Annotated in this window: 23 protein-coding genes, 1 other RNA gene and 2 pseudogenes; 21 read left to right on the forward strand and 5 right to left on the reverse strand. The window is 27.7% G+C overall.

Going from position 1 to position 25806, the window contains the following annotated elements; translation table 11 throughout:
• The 6 genes and pseudogenes from dnaA to CURT_RS00030 form a co-directional block, all read left to right on the forward strand.
• A complete protein-coding gene (gene dnaA / locus CURT_RS00005) occupies positions 1-1332 on the forward strand; it encodes a chromosomal replication initiator protein DnaA (protein WP_018713447.1) in 1332 nt (443 codons plus the stop codon).
• A 125-nt stretch (positions 1333-1457) separates the two neighbouring features.
• A complete protein-coding gene (gene dnaN, locus CURT_RS00010) occupies positions 1458-2528 on the forward strand; it encodes a DNA polymerase III subunit beta (protein ID WP_018713449.1) in 1071 nt (356 codons plus the stop codon).
• Positions 2529-2546: 18 nt separating this feature from the next.
• The gene (gyrB, locus tag CURT_RS00015) at positions 2547-4856 is read left to right on the forward strand and encodes a DNA topoisomerase (ATP-hydrolyzing) subunit B (protein WP_018713450.1); all 2310 of its coding nucleotides are present in this window, start codon (positions 2547-2549) and stop codon (positions 4854-4856) included.
• Complete coding sequence (locus tag CURT_RS00020; protein WP_018713451.1) at positions 4856-6253, forward strand: bifunctional diguanylate cyclase/phosphodiesterase; 1398 nt, start codon at positions 4856-4858, stop codon at positions 6251-6253. The genes gyrB and CURT_RS00020 overlap by 1 nt, the downstream gene beginning before the upstream one ends.
• A 12-nt stretch (positions 6254-6265) precedes the next feature.
• Entirely contained in the window at positions 6266-6652 is a 387-nt protein-coding gene (gene queF / locus CURT_RS00025) for a preQ(1) synthase (RefSeq protein ID WP_018713452.1), read from the forward strand.
• Positions 6649-7866, forward strand: a pseudogene (locus CURT_RS00030) (HD domain-containing protein); the annotation flags it as partial. The gene queF and the pseudogene CURT_RS00030, both read left to right, overlap by 4 nt.
• 6 nt (positions 7867-7872) lie before the next feature.
• Here the strand turns inward: CURT_RS00030 and ffs are convergent.
• Positions 7873-7970, reverse strand: an RNA gene (gene ffs, locus CURT_RS00035) — signal recognition particle sRNA small type.
• A gap of 45 nt (positions 7971-8015) precedes the next feature.
• Here ffs and CURT_RS00040 point away from each other — a divergent pair.
• The 14 genes and pseudogenes from CURT_RS00040 (at position 8016) to CURT_RS00110 (ending at position 20630) form a co-directional block, all read left to right on the forward strand.
• Positions 8016-8441 (forward strand): hypothetical protein, encoded by a 426-nt coding sequence (locus CURT_RS00040; protein WP_018713454.1) that lies wholly within the window; start codon positions 8016-8018, stop codon positions 8439-8441.
• 71 nt (positions 8442-8512) lie between these two features.
• Positions 8513-10324 (forward strand): translational GTPase TypA, encoded by a 1812-nt coding sequence (gene typA / locus CURT_RS00045; RefSeq protein ID WP_039750100.1) that lies wholly within the window; start codon positions 8513-8515, stop codon positions 10322-10324.
• A 109-nt stretch (positions 10325-10433) separates the two neighbouring features.
• Positions 10434-10997, forward strand: coding sequence for a LemA family protein (locus tag CURT_RS00050; protein WP_018713456.1), 564 nt, complete (start codon positions 10434-10436; stop codon positions 10995-10997).
• A 6-nt stretch (positions 10998-11003) separates the two neighbouring features.
• Positions 11004-11903 carry a DUF3137 domain-containing protein gene (locus CURT_RS00055; protein WP_018713457.1) on the forward strand — a complete coding sequence of 300 codons (900 nt, stop codon included), beginning with the start codon at positions 11004-11006 and terminating at the stop codon, positions 11901-11903.
• 97 nt (positions 11904-12000) lie between these two features.
• Positions 12001-12849, forward strand: a complete 849-nt coding sequence (locus tag CURT_RS00060; protein ID WP_169478834.1) for a DUF3137 domain-containing protein — start codon at positions 12001-12003, stop codon at positions 12847-12849.
• The gene (locus tag CURT_RS00065; protein ID WP_018713459.1) at positions 12827-13819 is read left to right on the forward strand and encodes a DUF3137 domain-containing protein; all 993 of its coding nucleotides are present in this window, start codon (positions 12827-12829) and stop codon (positions 13817-13819) included. Before CURT_RS00060 ends, CURT_RS00065 begins: the two co-directional genes overlap by 23 nt.
• A complete protein-coding gene (locus tag CURT_RS00070) occupies positions 13816-14811 on the forward strand; it encodes a DUF3137 domain-containing protein (RefSeq protein WP_018713460.1) in 996 nt (331 codons plus the stop codon). The genes CURT_RS00065 and CURT_RS00070 overlap by 4 nt, the downstream gene beginning before the upstream one ends.
• A gap of 98 nt (positions 14812-14909) precedes the next feature.
• A pseudogene (gene ureB, locus CURT_RS09640) lies at positions 14910-15538 on the forward strand (urease subunit beta).
• A 7-nt stretch (positions 15539-15545) separates the two neighbouring features.
• On the forward strand, positions 15546-17261 hold the full coding sequence (gene ureC, locus CURT_RS00085; RefSeq protein WP_018713463.1) for an urease subunit alpha: 1716 nt from the start codon (positions 15546-15548) through the stop codon (positions 17259-17261).
• A gap of 9 nt (positions 17262-17270) precedes the next feature.
• Positions 17271-17708 (forward strand): urease accessory protein UreE, encoded by a 438-nt coding sequence (locus CURT_RS00090; protein WP_018713464.1) that lies wholly within the window; start codon positions 17271-17273, stop codon positions 17706-17708.
• A gap of 12 nt (positions 17709-17720) precedes the next feature.
• A complete protein-coding gene (locus CURT_RS00095) occupies positions 17721-18389 on the forward strand; it encodes an urease accessory protein UreF (RefSeq protein ID WP_018713465.1) in 669 nt (222 codons plus the stop codon).
• A 19-nt stretch (positions 18390-18408) separates the two neighbouring features.
• Positions 18409-19023, forward strand: coding sequence for an urease accessory protein UreG (gene ureG / locus CURT_RS00100; RefSeq protein ID WP_018713466.1), 615 nt, complete (start codon positions 18409-18411; stop codon positions 19021-19023).
• A complete protein-coding gene (locus tag CURT_RS00105) occupies positions 19020-19757 on the forward strand; it encodes an urease accessory protein UreD (RefSeq protein WP_018713467.1) in 738 nt (245 codons plus the stop codon). The genes ureG and CURT_RS00105 overlap by 4 nt, the downstream gene beginning before the upstream one ends.
• Positions 19758-19826: 69 nt before the next feature.
• The gene (locus tag CURT_RS00110) at positions 19827-20630 is read left to right on the forward strand and encodes a DUF3137 domain-containing protein (protein ID WP_018713468.1); all 804 of its coding nucleotides are present in this window, start codon (positions 19827-19829) and stop codon (positions 20628-20630) included.
• On the opposite strand, the gene CURT_RS09645 is transcribed toward CURT_RS00110, so the two are convergent.
• The 4 genes from CURT_RS09645 to CURT_RS00125 form a co-directional block, all read right to left on the reverse strand.
• On the reverse strand, positions 20623-20895 hold the full coding sequence (locus CURT_RS09645) for a DUF459 domain-containing protein (protein ID WP_456298358.1): 273 nt from the start codon (positions 20893-20895) through the stop codon (positions 20623-20625). The two genes, CURT_RS00110 and CURT_RS09645, sit on opposite strands and share 8 nt — an antisense overlap.
• 232 nt (positions 20896-21127) lie before the next feature.
• Positions 21128-22222, reverse strand: coding sequence for a cytochrome d ubiquinol oxidase subunit II (locus CURT_RS00115; protein WP_018713470.1), 1095 nt, complete (start codon positions 22220-22222; stop codon positions 21128-21130).
• 1 nt (position 22223) lies between these two features.
• A complete protein-coding gene (locus CURT_RS00120) occupies positions 22224-23744 on the reverse strand; it encodes a cytochrome ubiquinol oxidase subunit I (protein WP_018713471.1) in 1521 nt (506 codons plus the stop codon).
• Position 23745: 1 nt separating this feature from the next.
• The gene (locus tag CURT_RS00125; RefSeq protein ID WP_018713472.1) at positions 23746-23955 is read right to left on the reverse strand and encodes a DUF4492 domain-containing protein; all 210 of its coding nucleotides are present in this window, start codon (positions 23953-23955) and stop codon (positions 23746-23748) included.
• A 187-nt stretch (positions 23956-24142) separates the two neighbouring features.
• Here CURT_RS00125 and CURT_RS00130 point away from each other — a divergent pair, with 187 nt between their 5' ends.
• On the forward strand, positions 24143-25780 hold the full coding sequence (locus CURT_RS00130; protein WP_018713473.1) for a CTP synthase: 1638 nt from the start codon (positions 24143-24145) through the stop codon (positions 25778-25780).
• The last annotated feature ends 26 nt before the right edge of the window (positions 25781-25806 follow it).

Consider the following 25806-nt stretch of genomic DNA (forward strand, 5'->3'; position numbering starts at 1 on the left):
TTGTTTTTTTTACAAAATGAAGTTTTTAATGAACTCCAAAAATATATTTTACCCAATGAGTTTAATAAATACATAAAAAATTTAACTATTAATGAAAAAAATTCAAAACCTGATTTTGTTGTTTTTAACACAACAAATGAATTTATTGCTAAATTTATTCAAACAAAATATGCCTCAAAAATAGAAGAAATTATTCTAGAAAAAACAGGAATAAAACCAAAAATTTTAATAACTTCAAAAAAGGATAATATCCAAAAAGAAAAAAATATAAAAAATAGTGTAAAAAATGATAAAAAATTATCAAGCACAATTTTAATAGAATCATATAAATTTGATAATTTTATAGTTGGTGAATCAAACCGTTTTGCTTATACTTGTTCAAAATTTGTAGCTCAAAATCCAGGAGCTGATTATAATCCGTTATTTATTTATGGACCAAGTGGACTTGGAAAAACACACCTTTTACAATCAATTGGAAATTATTGTATTGAAAATGGTAAAGTTGTTATTTGTATAACAAGCGAACAATTTAAAAATGATTTTACTTTTCATATAAGAAACTCTTCTATGGATAAATTTAGACAAAAATATAGAAAACCTGATGTTTTATTAGTAGATGATATTCAGTTTTTAGGAAATACTGATAAAATTCAAGAAGAATTTTTTAATACTTTTAATGAACTTAAACAAGCTGGTGGGCAAATAGTTATGATAAGCGATAAACCACCAAAATTTTTAAAAGGTTTTGAAGAAAGATTAATAAGTAGATTTATAAGTGGAATTATTGCTGATGTTGCACCACCTGAATTAGAAACCAAAATAGAAATTATTAGAAAAAAAAGTCAAGATAATAAAATAATTTTAGATAACAAAATAATAGAATATATCGCAACAAATATGGGTGATAATATCCGTGAAATAGAAAGTGCTATTAATAAATTAAATGCTTTTTCTACTTTGATGAGAACTGAAATAACACTTGATTTTACTAAAAATGTTTTACAAGATCAAATAAGAGAAAATAAAGAAAATATAAACTTAGAAGATGTTATAAAAACTCTATCAAAAGAGCTAAATATAAAACCAAGTGATATAAAAAGCAAAAGTAGAAAAAAAAATATTGTTGAAGCAAGAAGAATAGGAATATTTTTATCAAAAAAATTAACACTAAACTCAATGCCTGCAATTGCCGGATTTTTTGGATTAAAAGATCACAGTGCAGTTAGTCACAATATAAAAAAAATAAATGAACTTATTGAAAATGATGAGTTTTTAAAAATTCGCGTTGAAGAGCTTGAAAATAAAATTTTAAAAGGAAAAAATAGTGAATGAATGTGAAAAGAATCAAATTTTATTTTTTAACAAAAATACGATAAAATCAAACTTTAAAGCAGATATTCACATAAGTTGTAATCCTACTACGGCTGCTACTAAAATTTAAAAAAAAGGAAAAAAATATGAAAATAGGAATTCAAAAAAATTTACTCAATAATGCATTAATAAATCTTGTAGCTTTTACTGAAAAAAAAGATGCTTCTGCAGTTACTTCAAATATCTTAATTATTGCAAAAGAAAATATTTTAAATTTAAAAGCAACTGATTTTGAAATAGGACTTTGTATTAATATAAAAGAAGTAAATATCCAAGTTGAGGGAATTTCATGTGTAAATGGAAATCTTTTATTAAATATTTTAAAAGGATTAAAAGATGGAGAAATTATACTTGAAATTATGAATAATTTTTTATTTATAAGACAAAGTAGATCAAAATTTAAACTTCCTTTAAGTAATCATGAAAATTTTCCAAGCTTTGAAGGTATTGATAATAAAAAAAGTTTTAATATAAACTCACTAAATTTTGCAAGAAGTTTAAAAAAGATTTTTCCTACAATTGATATAAACAATCCTCAATATTCACTAAATGGAGCTTTGATAGATATAAAAGAAAATTATATAAATTTAGTAGGAACAGATACTAAAAGACTCGGTTTGTATAGAATAAATTTAAATCAAAGTTTAGAAAATAATCAAATAATAATTCCTAAAAAAGCTATTAATGAAATTCAAAAACTTTTTTTTGAAGATGTTCAAATTTATTATGATGAAAATATTTTAATAGCTAAAAATGAAAATTTTGAGTTTTTTACAAAATTAATTAATAAAAAATTTCCTAATTATGAAAAAGTTATTCCGACTGAATTTTCGCAAAGTATCATGCTTCCAAGAGATAAATTTTTAGAGGGTATGAAAACAATAGGTATAATTTGTGATAAAATGCAAATAACAATAAAAACTAATTCAATTTTATTTGAAAGTATTAGTGAAAATAACTCCGAAGCTAAAACAGAAATTGACTTTGAAAATAATTTAGACAAAGATATTATTTTAAGAGTTACAAATAAATTTATTTTTGATTTTCTAAACAATATTGAAGAAACAGAGTTTAAATTGGATTATAAATCAACAGAATCGGCATTTGTATTAAGCTCAAATGAGTTTATAAGTGTTATAATGCCTACAATTATATAAAAAAAGGAAAAATAATAAATGGTTGAACATTACGGTGCAGGTAATATAAAAGTTTTAAAAGGTCTTGAAGCAGTTAGAAAAAGACCTGGAATGTATATAGGAGATACAAATATTGGTGGTCTTCATCACTTAATTTATGAAGTTGTTGATAACTCAATTGATGAAGCAATGGCTGGTTTTTGTGATGATATAGAAGTTGAAATAACAAATGAAGGTTCAGTTATTATAAGTGATAACGGTAGAGGAATTCCTGTAGATATACACCCAACTGAAAAAATTCCAGCAGCAACTGTTGTTTTAACAGTTTTACACGCAGGTGGTAAATTTGATAAAGATAGTTATAAAGTAAGTGGTGGTCTTCATGGTGTTGGAATAAGCGTTGTTAATGCTTTGTCAAAAAAACTTATTTTAACAATTAAAAAAGATGGAAATGTTTATAGACAAGAGTTTGAAAAAGGCATCCCAACTACAAATTTAGAAATTGTAAAAACAACAAATAGAACTGGAACAACAATTGAGTTTTGGCCTGATGAAACTATTTTTGAAACAACAAATTTTGAAAAAAAGATTTTAATAACAAGATTTAAAGAACTTGCTTATTTAAATCCAAAAATTGTTATAAATTTAAAAGATCAAAGAGATGGAACAAAGGAAAAATTTCATTTTGAGGGTGGACTTGATCAGTTTGTAAATGATTTAAATAAAAAAGATGTTGTTACAAAAAGTGTATTTTTTAGTGAAAGTGTAGAAGATTTAGAAATTGATTTTGCACTTTTATATAATACAAGTTATGAAGAAAAAGTTTTTTCTTTTGTAAATAATATAAAAACTCCAGAAGGTGGAACTCATGAAGCTGGTTTTAGAGGAGGTTTAACAAGAGCTATTACGACCTATATAACTGAAAATGCATCTGCAAGAGAAAAAGATATGAAAATTTTAGGTGAAGATGTAAGGGAAGGTTTGATAGCTATAGTTAGTGTTAAAGTTCCTGAACCACAGTTTGAGGGTCAAACAAAAGGAAAACTTGGATCAAGTTATGTAAGACCGCTTGTTCAAAAAATGGTTTTTGAAAATTTAGCTAAATATTTTGAAGAAAATCCAAATGAAGCAAAAGCAATAATGGCAAAAGCTTTAATGGCTGCAAGAGGAAGAGAAGCTGCAAAAAGAGCTAGAGATTTAACTAGAAAAAAAGATAATTTTAGTGTTGGAACACTCCCTGGAAAATTAGCAGATTGTCAAAGTAAAGATCCTGAAATAAGTGAAATTTATTTAGTTGAGGGAGATAGTGCTGGTGGATCTGCAAAACAAGGAAGAGATAGAGTTTTTCAGGCTATTTTACCTCTTCGTGGTAAAATTTTAAATGTTGAAAAAGCTAGAATTGATAGAATTCTAAGTTCAGAAGAAATTAAAAATATGATAACTGCTTTTGGTTGTGGAATAGGTGAGGAATTTGATATAGAAAAACTAAGGTATCATAAAATTATTATTATGACCGATGCTGATGTTGATGGAAGTCATATCCAAACTCTGCTTTTAACATTTTTCTTTAGATTTTTAAAACCTTTAGTTGAGGGTGGATATATATATTTAGCTCAACCACCACTTTTTAGATATAAAAAAGGTAAAAAAGAAATTTATTTAAAAGATGAAAAAGCTTTAAATGAGTTTTTGATAGAAACAGGAATTGAGGGTGTAAATTTTGAAGGAATTGGAAATAAAGATTTAATTAATTACTTAAAACTTGTTGCTAGATATAGAAGTTTATTAAGTGAACTTCAAAAAAGATATAGTGTTATAACTGCTATTAGATATATGATTGAAAATGAAGATTTAGCTGGTTATGAAAACGATAAAATTTATGAAATCATTAAAAATTATCTTGAGTTAAAAGGTTATAATATTTTAAATGCATATGTTAATGAAAACAGCGTTAAAATTTATGTTCAAACTGAAAGTGGCTTGGAAGAAATAGTTATAGATGATAATTTGTTTGAAAATTATATTTTTGAAGAAGCTATTTATGTTTATAGGCAAATTAGTCAAAGAGAGTTTGATTTTGGAAGAGATTTTATTGAAGTACTTGATGAAATAGAAAAAAATGCAAAAAAAGGTGCTTATATACAAAGATATAAAGGTTTAGGTGAAATGAACCCAGAGCAACTTTGGGAAACAACAATGAGTCCTGAAAATAGAAATTTACTCCAAATTAAAATAGAAGATGCACAAAGTGCTAGTGATACATTTAATCTTTTTATGGGTGATGAAGTTGAACCAAGAAGAGAATATATTCAAAATCACGCAAAAGATGTTAAAAATTTGGATATTTAATGACAAAATTATTCAGTGAAGAAAAGGAAAGATCAAAAAGGTTTGTGCTATCTTTAAAGATAGCATTTCCACTTGTTTTAGTTTTAATTATTTTAATATTTTTGATGTTTTCAGAAAATAATTATGATTGGAAAGATACTATTTTATTTGTAATTTTAATAGTTTGCTATGTTTATTATGTAGTTTATTTTATTTATTTTGCTTTTCAAAATACAACTTTAGATCAAGTTTCAAATGTTTTTAATAGAAAAGAAATTCTAAAACTAATTTCAAAAGAATTAAAAGAAGAGAATCAAAAAAATATAGCGTTAGTAAATATAAATAATATCCAAGATATTAATTTTAGATATGGTTATAAAAATGGAGATAAACTTCTTAAAGAATTTGTGCTTGAACTTGCTGATTTTTTTAAAAAAAATGGTTATAAAGATATACCTATTGGAAGACATAGCGGTGGAAATTTTTTATTTGTAATTGATTGTAAAACTCCACAATTAAATTATTATTTAAAAACTTTTGAGAGAAAATTATCAAATCAAGGTATAAATAATATAGAAGTAAAAATCAAATTTGCAACCGTTGAAACAAATTATGATAAAGCTTGGGAAAATGTTATAAATTATTTATTTTCAAAAATTTTATATTCTCAAAATGAAGAAGGAATTGAAGTTATAAAACTTGATGCACTTGATGAGTTTGTATGCCATGCTATAGATAATTCTAAATTTGAGTTAAAAGCTCAAACTATAAAATCTATGAAAAACAACAAAGATCTTATAAATTTAAGTATTAATTTAGCTTTAAAAGATGTAGGAAATGTAACAAAACTTAAAGTTATGGAAATAGCTACAAGAAATAACTATGAAATAAAATATGACTTAAAAGTTATCGAATTTATAGCAAATAATTTTAATTTTAAAAAATTTAATAGTAAAGTTATGATTGAAATTTCACCAGTTAGTTTAAGAAATGCTGACTTTAAAAATGAAATTCATAGACTTATTACAAATAAAATAATAGATCCAAATAAGATAATCTTTGAAATTTATGAAAAAGATAGCTATAACGAAATGCTTAGATTTAGTGAAATTATTGAACAATTTAGAGGGTATGGTTTCGAAATAGCTATGAATCAATTTTTAGGAAATAATGCAAGTTTTGAGTATTTTAAATATTTAAATTTTGGTTATTTAATTTATGATTTAGAAGTAAATAAGAGATTTAATGAAGAGAGAATGAAAAATATTTTTGATATGATAAATGAAAATGCTTCTAAATTTAATCTCAAAACTATAATAAGATTTGTCGATAAAAACTCTTTTTATGAAAAATTAAAAAAGACAAAGATTGATTATATACAAGGATTTTGTATAGATAAACCAAAAGTTGTAAGTTAATAAAGGATAAAAATGCGTTATGGTGAAAAAATTTTAAATGAGTTTGATCCAGAAAAAGATCTTGAAATTTGGCCAAACAAACATAAAAAAGATTATGTTATAAAGATAACTTTACCCGAGTTTACATGCCTTTGTCCAAGGAGTGGATATCCAGATTTTGCAACGATTTATTTAGAATATATTCCAAATGAGTGGGTTGTTGAGCTAAAGGCAATTAAACTTTACATAAACTCATTTATGAATAAAAACATAAGCCATGAAGATAGTATAAATGAAATTTATGATTTGCTTGATAGAAAATTAAAGCCAAAATGGATGAAAATAGTTGGGGATTTTAACCCAAGAGGCAATGTCCACACAGTTATTGAGATTGATTCAAATTTGGTAAAAAAGCAGTGATAAAAGCAAGTTTAATAGAGCATATTTTCAAAGCAGCCTCCATTTCAAGGTGGAATGACTATCCTAAAATGGTAAATTTAGTTGAGCTTGATAAACAAGCTCATAAGTTTATCATCGCCTATTTTATAGCTAAATTTGAAGATGATGTGGATATGAACTATATCATCGAGGGTGGAATATTTGATTTTTTACTTAGAGTTATGGTTACAGATATCCGCCCAGATGTTTTTCACCAGATCCAAAAAACAAAATCAAAAAAGATAAATGAGTGGGTGATAGATAACTATGAAAATGAGTTAAAAGCTATAGAAGATGGCAAATTTTATGAAAGATTTAAAAATTACCTTCTTAAAAAAGATAGCTCTTATCAAAAAGAGCGAGTTATTTTAAAAGCAGCCTCCTATCTTGCGACAAAATGGGAATTTAACATCGTTTATCAAACAAGTCAATTTTTAAGTGATATTGAAGAGCTTAAAAACTCAGTTGATGCCGAGCTTGAGGATTATTATGAATTAACTGGTGTTAGAAAAATCATAATGAATAAAAAGCTCTCTCGTATTGTTGATTTGAGTGGGCGTCTTAGATTTCAAAAGCGTTGGGCACAAACTCCTAGAATTCCTGAGACTTCAGTTTTGGGACATATGTTGGTTGTTGCAATTTTGGGATATTTTTACTCACTTAAAATTAAAGCTTGTAAAAAAAGAGTTGAGTTTAACTTTTTTTGTGCTCTGTTTCACGATTTGCCAGAGAGTTTAACAAGAGATATAATAAGCCCTGTAAAATACGGCATTAAAGGTCTAAATGAGATATTAAACGAGTATGAAATGCGCCTAATTGATGATAAAATTTTACCTTTTGTTCCAGAAGTTGTAAAAGATGAGTTTAGTTATATTTTAGGAATTAGAAAAAGCGGAGAAAAATTTGTAAAAGATGAGTTTGAAGATAGGATTTACAAAACAGCTCCAAAACCTTTACCAAAAAATTTTAAAGAAATAAATTTAGACGAATATAGAACAATTGATGGAAAAGCTTTAAAATATTGCGATAAATTGGCAGCATTTTTTGAAGCAGGAATTTCTATAAGTTATGGTGTAAAAAGTAAAGAGCTAATAGGTGGATTTGAGTCAAGTCTTAAATTTTTTAAAGATAATCCGCTAAATGATGAAGTTGATTTTTATGAAATTTGCAAGGATTTTATGAGATTTTTTGATTTAAAAGACCCCTTCTCAGATGGCTGCGGCACATACCAAGCTTAGATGTTCTGCTGTATTCCTACCCTGAAACGGTGCCTAAAAATGACATTGCACAGGTCTAAGAAGAGGCAAGTTGAAATTATAGCAAAAAATTCTTAAAAAAGGTTTATATGAATTTTAAAATAAATTTTTTATCATTTTTTAGAGGTCTTTTTTTAAGATCTGCTTCGATTGAATTTAGAGCAAAGATTTTTGCTTCAATGCTTTTAGCTAAAAAAAAGATTGAAGATAAAGATTATGAACTTTTAAAAACCATTATTGAAGAAATTTATGCTAAAAACTCAATAAGAATAAATATATTACTTGCTATAATTAAAGAGTATATTTCAATGGTAAAAAACTATAAAAGTTATACACTAGATACTATTTTAAGGGATATTGATAGAGATTTAAAACTTCAACCAAGATATGTAAAAAAGATAAATTTTGAACATTTAAGACGCATTATTTCATCTTCAAATGAAGATGATGCTTTAATACAACAAAGAATTTATGAGTTTTTACTTAGTGAAGTTGAAATTTATTCAAAAAATTAGTTTAATTTTTTTATAAAAATTTTTTTATATAATACATTTTAATTTAAATTTGGAGAAAAATATTGCAAAAGATATTAAATGATATTAGAAATATAGCTGTGATTGCACACGTTGATCACGGCAAAACTACGATGGTAGATCAGCTTTTAAAACAATCAGGCACATTTGATGCTCACAAAGCAGTTGGCGATAGAGTTATGGATAGTGGTGATATTGAAAAAGAAAGAGGTATTACAATTTTAAGCAAAAATACCGCCATTATTTATAAAGATACAAAAATAAATATTATTGATACTCCAGGGCACGCCGATTTTGGTGGAGAGGTTGAGCGAGTTTTAAAGATGGTTGATGGAGTTTTGCTTTTAGTTGATGCACAAGAAGGTGTTATGCCACAGACTAAATTTGTTGTTAAAAAGGCACTTTCTTTTGGTCTTAAACCAATTGTTGTTATTAATAAAATAGATAAACCAGCAGCTGATCCAGATAGAGTAATAAATGAAATATTTGACCTTTTTGTAGCTCTTGATGCAAATGATGAACAATTAGAGTTTGTTACAGTTTATGCAGCTGCAAGAGATGGTTATGCAAAGTTAAATTTAGATGATGAAAACAAAGATATGACACCACTTTTTGAAACAATTTTACAAAATGTTCCAAAACCAAGTGGAAACAATGACAATCCTTTACAACTTCAAGTTTTTACTCTTGATTACGATAATTATGTTGGTAAAATTGGTATTGCAAGAATATTTAATGGTAAAATTAGCAAAAATCAAAATGTTATGCAAGTAAGAGCTGATGGCACAAAACTAACAGGTAGAATTTCAAAGTTAATTGGCTTTTTAGGACTTAATAGACTAGATATTGATGAAGCAAGCTGTGGTGATATTGTAGCAATTGCAGGATTTGAAGCTTTGGGAGTTGGAGATAGTATAGTTGATCCAAACAACCCTATGCCACTTGAAGAACTTCATATTGAAGAGCCAACACTTAGTGTTATTTTTAGTGTAAATGATGGACCACTTGCTGGAACTGAAGGCAAAAGTGTAACTTCAAACAAGATAGAAGAAAGACTTCAAAACGAGATGAAAACCAACATCGCTATGCGTTATGAAAACATTGGCGAGGGTAAATTTAGAGTTAGTGGAAGAGGCGAGTTACAGATTACAATTTTAGCTGAAAGTATGAGAAGAGAGGGGTTTGAGTTTTTACTAGGTCGCCCTGAGGTTATTGTAAAAGATATAAATGGTGTTAAATGTGAGCCTTTTGAAAATTTAGTTATTGATTGTCCTGATGAATTTACTGGTATTATTATCGAAAAACTTGGTAAAAAAAGAGCTGAGATGAAAGTTATGAGTCCAACAGGCGATGGACAGACAAGATTGGAGTTTGAAATTCCAGCTCGTGGATTGATTGGATTTAGAAGTCAGTTTTTAACAGATACTAAGGGTGAGGGTATAATGAACCATAGCTTTTTAGAGTTTCGCCCACTTTGTGGAAGTGTTGAAAGACGGGTAAATGGAGCTTTAGTAAGTATGGAAAATGGTGTTGCACTAGCTTATAGTTTGTGGAATTTACAAGAAAGAGGAGTTTTATTTATTGAACCTCAAGCCAAAGTTTATACAGGAATGATAATTGGCGAACACAGCCGTCCAAATGACCTTGATGTAAATCCTATAAAAGGTAAGAATTTAACCAACGTTAGAGCAAGTGGAAGTGATGATGCTATAAAACTAGTTCCTCCAAGAATTCTAACACTTGAAAGAGCATTGGAGTGGATAGAAGAAGATGAACTTGTTGAAGTAACCCCTAAAAATATCCGTGTTAGAAAACGCTATTTAGATCCAACTATTAGAAAAAGAATGGCTAAAAAATTAGGTTAAATTTAGTTTTTAAAACTTAGTCCAAATTTAGGGGCTAAGTTTATTACATTTTTATATGTAATAAAGTGAATTTTTTGTAAAATAGACCAAATTTTACAAAGGATTTATGATGAATACAACTTTGATATTTGTAGCGATTTTAGTTGTTTTACTTTTTTGGTTAATTAGCGTTTATAACGACTTGATAGCCAAAAGAAACCAAGTTAAAAATATCCGTGCAGGTGTTTTTACTCAGCTTAAAAAAAGATACGATCTTATACCAAATTTAGTTTCAACTGTAAAAGAGTATTTAACACATGAAAAAGAGGTCTTAACTAAGGTTACTGAACTTAGAAGTAGGGCTATAAATTCAAACAACAACAAAGAAACTTTTGATTTAAATTCCCAAATTTCAAAACTTTTAGGAAATATCCAAGTTGCGATTGAAGCCTATCCAGATTTAAAAGCAAATGAAAATGTTATGCATTTACAAGCCACTTTAACTGAGATTGAAGAGCAAATTTCAGCTGCAAGAAGAGCATACAACTCAAGTGTAATGGTTTATAACAATACAATTGAGATGTTTCCAAGTAATATAATTGCAAATTTCTTTAAATTTGAAAAAGATGCATTTTTTGAAATTGAAAAAGATGAAAAAATAAGTCCAAATGTTAGTGAGCTTTTTAAAAAATAACAGTAAATGAATGATATAAAAAACCTTGAAAATAAAAGATTAGCCATTTTAAGTAATCTTAAAATGGTACTTTTGTTTTTAAGTGGTTTGGCTGTTTTAGCTTTTACTTATCTTTATTTTTCATCAGATGATTTTTTATTTTCACTTTTTATTCCTAGCTTTTGTGTTATTTTTTTATATCAAACATATAGAAATTTCATTGTAAAAAATTTTAATTACGAGTTTAAAAACAAACTTTTAAGAGAAATTATCACTAATATAAGCCCAAATTTAGATTATTTTCCAAATAAATTTATAGATAAAAAAGAGTTTTACTATCCAAATATTTATAAAATTGCTGATTTTTATGGTGGAAATGACTTGATAGAGGGTAAATTTAAAGGTGTAAATATAAAATTAAGTGATCTGTTTTTACAAGAAGAGATCATAACCTATGATGAAAAAGGAAATCAAAAAGTTCGCTATGAAACTATATTTAAAGGGATATTTTTTATAGCCGATTTTAATAAATTTTTTACTTCCAAAACCTATGTTTTATCAAATAAAATTGCTTTTTTAAATAAATTTGGAAATAGGGCATATATGGATGATGTGGAGTTTGAAAAATGCTTTAAAACATTTACAAATGATCAAATAAATGCAAGATATGTTTTAACGCCAAATTTTATGGAAAGAGTTTTAAAAATCAAAAATTATTTTAAAAAAGAGCTTAATTTTGCCTTTTTGGATAGTAAAATTTATATTTATCTGGAGTTTAATTATGATAGTTTTGAGCCAAAACTTCATAACTCTTTAATTGGTGAAAATTCAATTTTAGAAATTTATGAAAAAAATATTTTAGAAATTTTAAATTTAGTTGAAGAACTGAATTTAAATAATAAAATTTGGAAAAACTATGGAATATAAGTATAAAACACTTTTAGAGTTGGAAAAAAAACGCCAATTTTTAAATAATTCCTCGTTTATAAATTCTTTATTGTCATTTATTTTTATAATTTTATTTTTGGTATTAATAGTGATATTTTATGGACAATATTTTATAAATTTAAATTATAAAGATAAAATTTTTCTTTTTATTTTAATAATTTTAGCTATAAAACTACTTTTTTCTACTTCAAAAGATTTAAGAACAAATAAATCAAAAGAATTTAATAAAGAGTTTAAAAACTATTTTTTAAAACCATATTTAGAAAAAAAAGGTTTTATATACAAACCTTATTATAGTGTTGAAAAAATTGATTTGATTCGTTCAAGACTTTTTAGAGAATTTGACTATGAAAATGGCGATGATACAGTAAGCGGCGAGATAAACGGCGTTAAGTTTTATTTTGGTGATATCGTTTTAAAAAATTTAAAACAAGAGAAAGATAGCTATTCATTTTTAGCAGAAACTTTAATTCCAGCATATCGCAGTCGAAAGAGAACTGATATTATTTTTAAAGGGATATTTTTTAAGGCTGATTTTAATAAATTTATTGATTCAAGCACCTTTATAATGAGTTTTGGAACTCCAAAAGGAAATTTAAAAGAAATTAAAGTTGATAATGCTCTGTTCAATGAGAAATTTAGAGTCTTTAGCGATGATATTCAAAATGCATTTTATATCTTAACGCCGGCATTTATGGAGCGAGTTTTAGAGCTTTACAACCATTTTAAAACAGATATTAACATCAGTTTTTTAAAAGGTGTTATTTATATTGCAATTGAAACCGGGATTAATAGTTTTGAACCAGATATTACAAAAAGTTTAATCACTCAAAATCCAGCCAAAAACATCATAAAAGATATTGAAAAAATTCTAAAAATAGTTGAAATTCTAAGGATAAATAGTGAAAATTATAACTCTAAATGAACTTGAAAGAGAGCGAAAAAAAGTAGTTTCGAAGTTTTTTATGCTTCAAATTTATGCATTTTTAAAGGTATTTTTTGTTTTATCTTTTGCATTTTTGATAGTTTTAACTCAGTTTTTAGACCTTACAAGACTAAATTTTATAACTAAATTATTTATACTTATCCCATTTTTAATATTTTTAATTTATGGATTTAAAAGAGAATATTTAAATTTAATGGATAAAAGAGCAAAAGTTTTTAGAAGTTTATATAAAGAAAAATATCTTTTTCCATATCTAAAAAATAAAAATATAAATTATAAAATGAACGCTTATATAAACACTACAGATATTGTTAGAAGTAGGCTTTTTAAATCATTTACTCACCAAAGAGGAAATGATATGATAACAGGAGAAATAGAAGATGTTAGATTTAGTTTTAGTGATTTGATTTTAGAAAAGAAAAAGGATATTACTTTTGAAAATGACATGCGCCTTTGGGCAATTAATTTTTTGATAAATTATTTTTCTTACCGTTATGAAAGAGATAAAACTCACCTTTTTACAGGCATTTTATTTATCGCTGATTTTAACAAAAACATCAAGTCAAACACCTTTATTATGTCTCATTATACTCCAAGAGATAAAAAAGGGCTTAGTTTAATAACTCTTGACAATCCAATATTTAACGATAAATTCAAAGTCTTTAGCGATGATATTCAAAATGCGTTTTACCTTTTAACTCCGGCATTTATGGAGCGGGTTTTAAACTTGCAAAGTGTCTTTAACTGCGAGATTAACATTAGCTTTATAAAAACTAAAATTTATATCGCCATAAACAAAGGCTTTGATAGTTTTGAGGCTGATATCAACAAGCCCATTGTAAAGCAAGACCCGGCAAAGGTTATTTTAGATGATTTAAACGCACTTTTTGGTATTGTTAAGGTTTTGGCACTTGATAAAAATTTATGGGCAAATTTGGATGATTTATGAAATTAATTGAGCTAGAAAAACAGCGAAAAAAACTGCTTGAAAAAGAGCTTTTTACTAAAATTTACATTTTTTTTCTAACTTTTTTGATAGTTGGAGTGACATATTTTAGCTTTGTTAGTGGTGCTATGTTTTTTACGCTTAAAGAGTGGGAAAAAATTTCACAAAATTCTAAATTTATAACATTTTTTATCTTTTTTGTGATTTTGATTTTATTTTATTTAAGATATTTGAAAAATTATAAAAGGCTAGTTTCATTAGAATTTAGACAAAATTTTAAAGAATTTTATCTTAAGCCTTTTATCGAAAAAAAAGGTTTTAAATATGAGATGAAAAGACATATTAAAGCTGATATTATTGAACATTGTGGGCTTTTTCCAATGTTTAACGATGAGGGTGGAAATGATTTAATAAGTGGTGAAATAAATGGAGTTAAGTTTAAATTTAGTGATATTATTTTGCAAGATTATATAGAACCGCCAGAAGTTGAAGGTAAAATTTCTATGTTTTATTATAGTTTAAGTTATTTGTTTTATTCTAAAAATTTTCGCTATGAAGACTGGAGGCTTCATAAATATACAGGACTTTTTTTCGTGGCTGATTTTAATAAAACAATAACTTCAAAAACTTTTATAATGTCAAACAGAAAACCAAAGTCAAGCATAAAACTTAAAAAAGTATTAACTGATAATTATGAATTTAATAAAAATTTTAAAATTTATACTGATGATATTATAAATGCGATGTATATCTTAAGTCCTGCGTTAATGGAAAGTATAATAAAAATTAAAAACCGTTTTAAAGTTCCTTTAAATTTAAGTTTTTTGGAAACTAAAATTTATATTACAATAGATACTAATAAAGATAATTTTGAACCAAATTTAGATGAAAATCTAATCACGAAAAACCCAGCTAAAAAAATACTAAATGACTTAAATGCAATTCTGCAAATAGTTGAAATTTTATCTTTAAATAAAAATATATTTAAAATTTGATTTATATTTAATAAAGCTTATATAAAACTAGTTTTTTATTTTATTTGTGATATAATAATCTTATATTATTTTTTAATCACATTTTTTAAAGGACAAATATGATTTTTACTCCAAGAGAGCATGAAAAACTGCTCATAAGTTACGCAGCATGTGTAGCTAGAAAGAGAAAAGACAAAGGACTAAAACTAAACTACCCAGAAGCAATGGCGATATTAAGTGATTTTATCCTTGAAGGTGCAAGAGAGGGTAAAAGCGTTGTAGAATTAATGCAAAGTGGAAGAGAAGTTTTAAAAAGTGAAGATTTAATGGATGGTGTAGCTGAAATGATAGAAGAAGTTCAGGTTGAAGCTACTTTTAACGATGGCACAAAGCTTGTAACACTTCATAAGCCAGTTATTTAAAAGGATAAATTTTGAAAATAGGTGAGTATATTTTTGCAGATGGTGATATTACTTGCAATGAAGGTAAAAATGCTATAACTTTAGTTGTTAAAAACACAGGCGATAGAGCTATTCAAGTTGGATCTCACTATCACTTTTTTGAAGTAAATGAATATTTAGAATTTGATAGAGAAAAATCTTTTGGAAAAAGGCTTGATATCGCTTCAGGCACAGCTGTTAGGTTTGAGCCAGGAGTTGAAAAAGAAGTTAGTTTAATAGATATTGGTGGAAAAAGAGAAGTTTATGGATTAAACAATCTAGTTGATGGTTTTTTAGATAAGAAGTGAGGAAAAAATGAGTTTTAAAATTTCAAGAAAAAGATATGCCTCAATGTTTGGTATAACAACAGGTGATAGTGTAAGACTTGCAGATACTAATCTTTTTGCAAAGGTTGAAAAAAATTTAATTCCTTATGGAGAAGAGTCAAAATTTGGTGGCGGAAAAACTTTAAGAGATGGTATGGGACAAAACGCTATTTTGCTTCGAGGTGAACCAAAAGTTGTGGATTTAATTATTACAAATGCTTTAATAATCGATTATACAGGAATTTATAAAGCTGATATTGGCATAAAAGATGGCAAAATTGCCTATATTGGAAATGGTGGAAACGATAGCACAATGGATGATGTTGATTTTATTGTTGGAGTTAGCACAGAAGTAATTAGTGCTGAGGGATTAATTTTAACAGCTGGTGGAATTGATACCCACATACACCTTATAAATCCAGAACAAGTAAAAGAAGCACTTTGTAATGGTGTAACAACTTTATTTGGTGGTGGAACTGGTCCTGCTGATGGAAGTAAGGCAACAACAGTAACTCCAGGAGCTTTCAACATAGAAAGAATGCTTCAAGGAATCGATAGTTTGCCAATTAATGTTGGAATTTATGGAAAAGGAAGTGGTGCAAATTTAGGTGTAAATGAAGCCCAAATTTTAGCTGGAGCAGCAGGACTTAAAGTTCATGAAGATTGGGGTGCTACAAAATCAGCTTTAAATTTTTCCCTAGAAGCCTCACAAAAATTTGATGTAAGTGTCGGGCTTCATACAGATACTTTAAACGAGTTTGGTTTTGTGGAAGATACTGTAAAAGCAATAGATGGCAGAACCATTCATACTTTTCACACAGAAGGAGCAGGTGGAGGACATGCACCAGATATTATAAAATTAGCTGGTCTTAAAAATGTACTTCCTGCAAGTACAAATCCAACTATGCCTTTTACAAAAAATACAATTGAAGAACATCTTGATATGCTTATGGTATGTCATCATTTAGATAAAAATGTTCCTGAAGATGTTGCTTTTGCTGATAGTAGAATTAGAGCTGAAACAATAGGAGCAGAAGATGCACTCCATGATATGGGAGTAATATCTATTATGAGCAGTGATTCTCAGGCAATGGGACGAATTGGCGAAACGATACTTAGAACCTGGCAATGTGCTCATAAAATGAAAGCTCAAAGAGGAATTATGCAAGGAGATAGTGAATTTTGTGATAATGAAAGAATTAAAAGATACGTTGCAAAATACACCATAAATCCAGCAATCGCAGCAGGAATAAGTCGATATGTTGGAAGCATAGAAGTTGGTAAATTTGCTGATTTAGTTATTTGGGATCCTAAATTTTTTGGTGTAAAACCAAAAATGGTATTAAAAGGTGGCATGATAGTTTTAGCTCAAATGGGCGATAGTAACGCAAGCATCCCAACTCCTCAACCAAATGAGTTTAGATATATGTTTGGTGCCATTGGCGAGGCTGTTCATAAGACTTGTTTTAGTTTTGTAAGTAAAAATGCATATGAACTTGATATCGGTAAAAAATATGGGCTTAAAAAGATAATTTTACCTGTATCAAACTGTAATAATGTCTTAAAAAAAGACTTAAAACTAAATAATTTAACCCCAGAAATTAATGTCGATCCTCAAACTTATAAAGTTTATGTAGATGGTGAGTTTGTATATACCGAGCCTTTTGATACATTGCCAATGACGCAAAGATATTTTTTATTTTAAGGGAAAAAATTGATAGTAAATAAAATTTTAGGAAATTTAGATAATTTTGATTTAAAAGATAAAAAAGTTGATTTTGCAAATATTTCAAATGACGATAGAGTTAAAAAAGTTTTAAGAGTTAAAAGTAATAACGGCGTTGAAATTGGAATAAATGTTGAAGATGAGCTAAAAGATGGCGATATATTGGCTATTTTAGAAGATAGTATTGTAGTGATTAAAATTTTACCAACTGATGTTTTAGAAATTAGCCCAAAAAATTTGAAAGAAATGGGAATTATCGCTCATAATATTGGAAATCGCCACACTCCAGCAATTTTTGAAGAAAATTTAATGATAATAGAACCAGATAGCCTAATAGAAGAGTTTTTAAAAAACCAAAATGTAGATTTTAAAAAGACCAAAAGAGTTTTAAAAACAGCATTAAGGCATGCAAGTCACAGTCATTAAAAAAGTAAAATTATGGATAAAGTTCTCTTAATTTCTCAAATTTTTGATAATACTTTTCCAAATGGTGCATACTCTCATAGTTTCGGCTTTGAGAGTTTTCTAAGATTAAATTTGATAAATGATGAAAAAAGCTTTTTAAAATGGCTTGAGGTTTACTTAGAAAAAAGCTTTTTATATAACGATGCTTTGGGCTTTTGTCTTACATACGATGGTTTTGATATTATAAATTTAGATGAAATTTTAAATGCAAGTTCGCAAAGCCTAGAAATTAAAAATGCAAATAAATTTATGGCTCAAAATTCCCTTAAAACATTGGAAATTTTTAACTCCAATTTACTTTTAGATTATCAAAATTTGATTAAATCAAAAAAATGCCATGGGCATAATGCCATAGTTTTTGGGCTATTTTGTAAAGAATTTGAACTTAGCAAAGAAGTTTTAAAAAATTATATTTTTTCAAGTATTAAAAATCTTGCCGCAAATGCCACAAGAGCAATTCCTCTTGGACAAAGAAACACACAAAATATTTTAAAAAATAGCTATTTTTTAGTTAATGAAATTTATGAAAACGCTTTAAATTTAAGCAGTTTTGGTAGTGAGTTTTTAGGCGCTGGATTTTGTGCTTTAGAAGTTGGAAATTTAATGCATGAAAGCTTAAATTTTCGTTTATTTATGTCATAGTTTTTAAAAAGGAATAATAATGAAAAAACCTGTAATTATAGGTGTTGGTGGTCCTGTTGGAGCAGGAAAAACACTGCTTGTTGAAAGACTTAGTAGAGTTTTAAGTAAAACTTATGAGATAGGTGTCATAACAAACGATATTTATACAAAAGAAGATGCTAAATTTTTAGCTAAAAATAGTGTTTTAGATGAAAGTAGAATAATTGGCGTTGAAACAGGTGGATGCCCTCATACTGCAATTAGAGAAGATGCATCGATGAATTACTCAGCAATTGAGGAGTTAAAACAAAGATTTCCAAATTTAGATCTTATTTTTCTAGAAAGTGGTGGTGATAATTTAGCTGCAACTTTTAGCCCTGATTTAGTTGATTTTAGTATTTATATAATAGATGTTGCGCAAGGTGAAAAAATCCCTAGAAAAGCCGGTGCTGGTATGATAAAATCAGACTTATTTGTTATAAACAAAACCGATCTTGCACCATTTGTTGGGGCAAATTTAGATGTGATGAGAAATGATACTTTAAATTTTAGAGGAAATAAGCCATTTTTCTTTACAAATTTGAAAAAAGATGAAGGCTTAAATGATGTTATTAACTGGGTTAAAAAAGAGTGTTTATTTGAAGATTTAAGATGAATGATTTAAGTTTAGTTTTTGCTAAAAAAGGCGATAAAACTGTTTTAAAAGAGTATAAAAACAAAGGCTGCATGAAAGCAAGTCGAATTTTAGATGATGAGTTTATCTATCTTGTAACTTTGGGCGGCGGGCTTGTAAGTGGTGAAACATACAACCAAAAAATCATCCTTGAAAATGATGTAAAGATAAGCATCTTGCCCCAATCAAATCAAAAAGTCTATAAAACCCAAGATGATAAATACTCTGTTTTTAGCTCTAAAATAATTTTAGGTGAAAATGCCTTTTTAGACTATGATAATTTAAGCCTAATCGCGTATGAAAATGCTAAATTTAAGCAAATTATGGATTTTTATTTGAAAAAAAACTCAAAGCTTGTTTATATTGATGGTGTAAGTAGTGGATATAGTAAAAGCGGCGATGATTTTAAATTTAATAAACTTTTTTTAGCAAATAACTTTTTTGTTGATGATAAGCTAATTTTTAGCGATAAAACAATCTTAGATGATAAAGTTAAAAGTTTTGGACTTTATAAAGAGTTTAAATTTAACTTTTTTATGTTGATTTATGGCTTTAAAACTCCTAAATTTGATGATATTATAAGTGATGATTTTATTATGGCAAGTTCGCGTATTAATGATGAAATTTTAGTTTTTAGAGTGCTTTGCAATAGCGAATTTAAAGCATTAAAAGAGCTTAAAAAGGTAAAAGAGCAAATAAACAGTTACTCTAAATAGTTATAATTTAAAAACTAAAAATATGGTAACAAAGAAAAATTTAAGTTTTAGAAACGGATTTTATAAAAGATGATAAATGAGCTTGAAAATAAAAGAAAAAAGTTATTAAATAAGCTTTTTATAACTGGTGGGAGTTTTAGCTTAGTTTTTTTATTTGGCGTTTTTAAGCTTGTTGAAAATCCTACGATAAGCTCAAGAGTAACGCCGCTTTTATTTTTATTTTTTATCTACATTTTTGTTATTTTTAGTCTTAAATTTGGCATTAAAAATTCTTTTATAAAAGAGCTTAACGAAACTATTTTTAAAGCTATTGGCATAAAAGATATAAAATTTTCAAGAAATTCGCGAAAATTAAAAAAAGTCGTTTTAAACTTTTCAAAACCAAATAGTGGCTTTTTAATAACAAATGATGAGTTTAGCGGGATTTTAAGCAGTGTTGAGTTTAAAATTTGCGATGGAGAGCTTTGGTTTGGGACAGTAAAATTTAAAGGCAAAATTTTTAACGCAAGACTTAAAAAAGAGTTTGATTCTAAAGTTTTAATAACAAATTTAGGGATAATTTCAGCTAAAAATTTGGAAGAAATAAAGCTTGATAGTGTTAAATTTAGCCAAAATTTCAAAGTTTTTAGCTCTGATTTGACAAAAGCTTTTTATATTTTAAATCCTGTTTTTATAGAAAGGCTTGAAAGCTTAGTTGGTGATAAAAAGGCTGATATTTTACTTTATAAAGATGAGATTTTAATCATTCTAGATAATAAAATTGATTCTTTAGAGCCAAATTTATTTAAAAAAATTACCTCTTTAGATACGCAAGAATTTACAGATCAAATACAAAGTTTTGAAAAGCTTATTAAATTTTTAAGGCTTAGTTAAAAGGATTTTTTTCAATCTCTTCTATGATAAATTCAACCACAACTTTTGCTCCAAATGTGCTTAGATGAATTCCATCATCAGATCTTAAAATTCGCTTTTTATTATTGATTATCTTGCTTTGTAGGTACTCATCGTTTTTACAAATAGCTTCATTTATTTCTATAAATTTAGCGTGATTTTCTTTAGCTGAGGCTTTTAAAATTTTATTTATGATTGAAAAAACTTGTATTTGTTTTTTACATAAAATAAAAGTAGCATTTAGTATTTAATGTGGGTAAAAAATTCTAAAAACGGTAAGATTTTTAAATAAATCAAGTGTGTTTGTAGATAAAAACTTAAATTAAGGGCTTAAATAAAACCCTTAAAATCAGTTTTTAAAATATCTCTCTTCGTTTTCCTCAACTTGATTTATATTTAGTTTTATAAATTTATAACTTGCAAAGATTAAAATAAACCAAATAATTATAAATATAATTGACTTTATCATTTTATTTTCCTTATTCTATCTCATCTTTTGTGAGTTTTTTAGCATCCATAAGTCTCCAAACATAAGCAATATAACCTAATAAAACAGGTGCCCAAAGTGAAACTACTGCCATGACTTTTAAAGTATAAAAACTAGAACTAGCGTTTTTTATAGTAAGTGAACTTTGTAAGTCAAAGTGCGATGGATAAAATGCTGTGGAGTTTAGTCCAGCTACTAAAAACACGCTCATTACAACTAAGACAACACCAAGTCCGTATGGGAAAATTCCTTTTATGCTAGATGTAAAGATAGCTTTATAAAGTCCAAAAAGAGCCAAAATTAGCCCGGTTAAAAGCATAATTAAAACAATTGGCATCTCTAAGTAGTTTAAACCATATTTAAATCTAACCATTTCTACAACACCGTTTTCATTAACACCATATCCGCTTTTTAAAACTAAAAATAGTAAAAATGCTACTAGAAAAGCAACAAATATCAAAGCATCAAATTTTAGATTTTTCTTTAAATTTTCTCTTATTTTATCATCGTTTATATTATTTATAAGATACATCGCCCCGCCAACTCTTGCTTGGAAAAAAAGAGCAATTCCAAGAATATAGTTAAATGGATTTTTTAAAGCCTCAAGTCCTCTAAATTTGCTTTGCCAATCAACAAAATTATTGCTATCTAAAGCAAAACTACTTCCACTAAAAAAAGTTGACACTGCAATGCCTATTAAAATAACCCCTAAAGAGCCATTTATATAAAGGAAATTTTCATAAGTTTTTTGCCCTAAAAAGTTATTAGGTTTTTTTCTATACTCATAAGCAACTGCTTGGATAATAAAACAAAAAAGTATTCCAAGCCAAACCCAGTAAGCTCCACCAAAGCTAGTTGCATAAAACAATGGAAAAGCTGCAAAACAAGCTCCTCCAAACATAACTAAAGTTGTAAAAGTAAGCTCCCATTTTTTTCCAACTGAGTTTAAAAAAAGATCTTTTTGTGCCTCATCTTTGGCTATTTTTTTAACCAAAGTTTGTCCACCTTGAACAAACATCATAAAAACAAAAAGCCCACCAATTAGCGAAACTACAATCCACCAATAAATTTGTAAATATTCATACATCTTAAAATCCTATCTTAATTTGCTTAAGCATGATTTTTATCTCAGCTATAAATAAAGCTGTAAATAAAACCACAAATAGTAAAAATGATAATTTAACATTTACACTTGCTAAATTTGTAGCAGCAATTCCAACAGGCATTAAATCTTGTATCGCCCAAGGTTGTCGCCCAACTTCTGCTACTATCCACCCAGCCTCACACGCTACATATCCAAGTGGTATGCTAAACACGCACGCCCAAAGAAGTTTTTTATATTTTTCAATTCTATTTGCCATGCTTAAATAAAGAGTTGTCAAAAATAGCACTATAAAATAACTTCCAAGTGCGACCATTACGTGAAAACTATAAAATGTAAGCCCAACAGGTGGAACAATATCTTCTGGCTTATCTAAATATCCATATCCAAAATTATGCATATTTTCATCTAAAATTTTTCTATTTTCTAAAATGCTTTTTTCATCATTTTTCTCACTTGCTAATTTAATATTTTCCAGTGCATTTAAGGCAATTTTTCCACTATCAATTTTGCTTTGAGCAGATGGGATATTAAATTTTTCATTTCCATAAACTAAATCATCAATTCCAGGGGTAAAATTATTTATTCCTCTTGTTGCCATAAGTCCTAGCAAATAAGGTGCTTGAATTTCTACAATAAAAGGCTCTTTTTCATCGCCTGGTTTTTTATCTGGTGTTAAAATTCCCATTGCAACGATTCCAGCATTTACTTCACCCTTGTAAAGCCCTTCCATTGCAGCAAGTTTCATGGGTTGCTTTTGTGCTACTTGGTATGCACTTTCATCGCCGCTAAATAGAACAAAAATTGAACTTAAAAAGCCAAAACTTGCAGCAACTATAAAGCTTTTTTTAGCCATTTGAAAATGTTTGTTTTTAAGCATAAAATATGCTGAAATTCCCAAAACAAATAAGGCTGATGTTATATATCCGCCACCAACTGTGTGCAAGAATTTACTTATTCCAACTGGTGAAAGTGCAACTTGTGCGAAATTTATCATCTCATTTCTTAAGGTTTCGTGGTTAAAAACTGTGCCAACGGGATGCTGCATCCAGCCATTTGCAACTAAAATCCAAAAAGCGCTTAAATTTGAACCAAGTGCTACCATCCAAGTTGAGAAAAGGTGAAATTTTTTGCTAACTCTATCCCAGCCAAAAAACATAACAGCGAAAAATGTAGCTTCTAGAAAAAATGCAAAAAGCCCTTCAATTGCCAAAGGAGCTCCAAAAATATCTCCAACAAACCATGAGTAATTTGCCCAATTCGTTCCAAACTCAAATTCCATTATTATGCCAGTTGCAACACCAATTGCAAAATTTACAGCAAAAAGTCTAAGCCAAAATTTAGTTATTCTTTTCCATTCTGGATTACCAGTTTTTACATATAAAGTCTCCATAAATGCAAGCATAAATGATAGCCCCAAAGTAAGTGGAACAAATAAAAAATGGTAAAGTGCAGTTAAGGCAAATTGTGCTCTTGACCAATCTACCGTACTTATTAAATCCTCCATTTTAATCCTTTTTTAAATTTTGATATATAAAATTTATTTTTTCTTCATCGGTTTGAAATTCAGTATGAATATTTTTGTCAAAAATAAACATTTTCAATATAAAAATCATTATAAAAAGTTTTACAAAAACTACAAGCCAAAGAGTTTTTCCAAGTTTCATATTTTTAAAACCATCTATATAAAAATTAAATATATTTTTTAAAGTTTTCATAAATTTAATTTTAACACAAAAATAGTTAAAACAACTTTATAATAACTTAAATTTATTAAAAGAATTTTATTATTAAATTTTAAAAAATATTTTGTAGTTTTATTAAAAACACTTTAAATTTTATAAATTTTACCAAGTATAAAAGTTAAAAAGGTATAATTGTAAAATTATAAATTTAAGGAAAAATATGTCAGCAAAAAAAGATACTAAATATATCTTTGTTACAGGTGGAGTTTTAAGTTCACTTGGCAAAGGAATAGCTTCAGCAAGTATAGCCACGCTTTTAAAAAAAGCAGGTCTTAAAGTAAGCATTTTAAAAGCAGATCCATATATAAATGTTGATCCTGGAACCATGAGTCCTTTAGAACATGGAGAAGTTTTTGTAACTGATGATGGAGCTGAGACTGATCTTGATCTTGGTCATTATGAGCGCTTTTTAGATGAGAATTTAAGTCAAAATAATAACTTCACAACAGGCAGAGTATATAGTGCGGTTATTGAAAAAGAAAGACGAGGGGATTATTTAGGAAAAACTATTCAAGTAATTCCTCATATTGTAAATGAGATAACAGATAGATTTAAAAAAGCAGGTGAGGGTAAAGATGTTTTAATAATTGAAATTGGTGGAACTGTTGGAGATATCGAGGGTCAGCCATTTTTAGAGGCAATTAGAGCGATGCGCATAGAGCTTGGCAAAAAAAGATCTATGAATGTGCATCTAACTTTGGTGCCATTTATAAGTGTAGCTGGAGAACTAAAAACTAAACCAACACAGCACAGCGTTGGTGAACTTAGAAGAATAGGCATAACTCCAGATATGATAATTTGCAGAAGTGAAAAGCCACTAAATAGAGAGTTAAAAGATAAAATTGCAGTAAGCTGCGGGGTTGAAAAAAACTGCGTTATTGAAAGCCCTGATTGTAAAAGTATATATCAAATTCCAATTGTTTTTTTACAACAAGATATTTTAACTCCAATTAGCGAATGTTTGGATTTAGGCGAGCTAAAAGTAGATATGAACGAGTGGAATGAGCTAGTTAGAAGAGTAAATGAGCCTACAAATAAAGTAAGAATTGCTTTTGTTGGAAAATATTTAGAACTTAAAGAAAGTTATAAAAGTTTAACCGAAGCCTTAATTCACTCAGGTGCAAATTTAGATACAAAAGTTGATATAAAATGGTGCGATAGCGAAAGAATTGACTTTGAAAACGTAGATGGAATATTAAAAGATGTTGATGGTGTTTTAGTTGCTGGTGGTTTTGGAAAAAGAGGTATTAATGGCAAAATGGAAGCTATAAAATACGCTAGAACTCATAAAATTCCTTATCTTGGAATTTGTCTTGGTATGCAGCTTGCTTTAATTGAGTTTGCAAGAGATGTTTTAGGCATAAAAGATGCAAATTCAGTTGAGTTTGATGAAAATACAAAAGAGCCAATTATCTATCTAATTGATGAGTTTATAGATAGTCATGGTAAAAAGCAGCTTAGAACTCACAAAAGCCCACTTGGTGGCACTATGAGACTTGGCGGATATGAGTATAATATCAAATCAAACTCGCTTTTAAGTAAAATTTATAATGGAGTAAAAACAGCCAAAGAAAGACATCGTCACCGCTTTGAAGCAAACCCAAAATATAAAGAAAAATTTGAAAAGTCAGGACTTATAGTAAGCGGTGAAAGTGATGGATTAATTGAAGCAGTTGAATTAAAAGATCATCCATTTTTTATAGGGGTTCAGTTTCATCCTGAATTCACATCACGCCTTACAAAGCCAAATCCTGTTATAACTGGGTTTTTGAGTGCCGCATTGAAAAATAGCAAATAAAATGCTTGGTAAAATATGTTAGGCAA

Source organism: Campylobacter ureolyticus (assembly GCF_013372225.1).
GTDB lineage: Bacteria > Campylobacterota > Campylobacteria > Campylobacterales > Campylobacteraceae > Campylobacter_B > Campylobacter_B ureolyticus.

Coding starts and splice junctions, on each gene's coding strand:
- queF (WP_018713452.1), top strand. CDS start 6,266: ATGCGTTATGGTGAAAAAATTTTAAATGAGTTTGATCCAGAAAAAGAT.
- CURT_RS00040 (WP_018713454.1), top strand. CDS start 8,016: ATGAATTTTAAAATAAATTTTTTATCATTTTTTAGAGGTCTTTTTTTA.
- CURT_RS00125 (WP_018713472.1), bottom strand. CDS start 23,955: ATGAAAACTTTAAAAAATATATTTAATTTTTATATAGATGGTTTTAAA.
- CURT_RS00050 (WP_018713456.1), top strand. CDS start 10,434: ATGAATACAACTTTGATATTTGTAGCGATTTTAGTTGTTTTACTTTTT.
- CURT_RS00115 (WP_018713470.1), bottom strand. CDS start 22,222: ATGTATGAATATTTACAAATTTATTGGTGGATTGTAGTTTCGCTAATT.
- CURT_RS00070 (WP_018713460.1), top strand. CDS start 13,816: ATGAAATTAATTGAGCTAGAAAAACAGCGAAAAAAACTGCTTGAAAAA.
- CURT_RS00110 (WP_018713468.1), top strand. CDS start 19,827: ATGATAAATGAGCTTGAAAATAAAAGAAAAAAGTTATTAAATAAGCTT.
- CURT_RS00020 (WP_018713451.1), top strand. CDS start 4,856: ATGACAAAATTATTCAGTGAAGAAAAGGAAAGATCAAAAAGGTTTGTG.
- CURT_RS00095 (WP_018713465.1), top strand. CDS start 17,721: ATGGATAAAGTTCTCTTAATTTCTCAAATTTTTGATAATACTTTTCCA.
- CURT_RS00120 (WP_018713471.1), bottom strand. CDS start 23,744: ATGGAGGATTTAATAAGTACGGTAGATTGGTCAAGAGCACAATTTGCC.
- CURT_RS00055 (WP_018713457.1), top strand. CDS start 11,004: ATGAATGATATAAAAAACCTTGAAAATAAAAGATTAGCCATTTTAAGT.
- CURT_RS00130 (WP_018713473.1), top strand. CDS start 24,143: ATGTCAGCAAAAAAAGATACTAAATATATCTTTGTTACAGGTGGAGTT.
- ureG (WP_018713466.1), top strand. CDS start 18,409: ATGAAAAAACCTGTAATTATAGGTGTTGGTGGTCCTGTTGGAGCAGGA.
- ureC (WP_018713463.1), top strand. CDS start 15,546: ATGAGTTTTAAAATTTCAAGAAAAAGATATGCCTCAATGTTTGGTATA.
- dnaN (WP_018713449.1), top strand. CDS start 1,458: ATGAAAATAGGAATTCAAAAAAATTTACTCAATAATGCATTAATAAAT.
- CURT_RS00105 (WP_018713467.1), top strand. CDS start 19,020: ATGAATGATTTAAGTTTAGTTTTTGCTAAAAAAGGCGATAAAACTGTT.
- gyrB (WP_018713450.1), top strand. CDS start 2,547: ATGGTTGAACATTACGGTGCAGGTAATATAAAAGTTTTAAAAGGTCTT.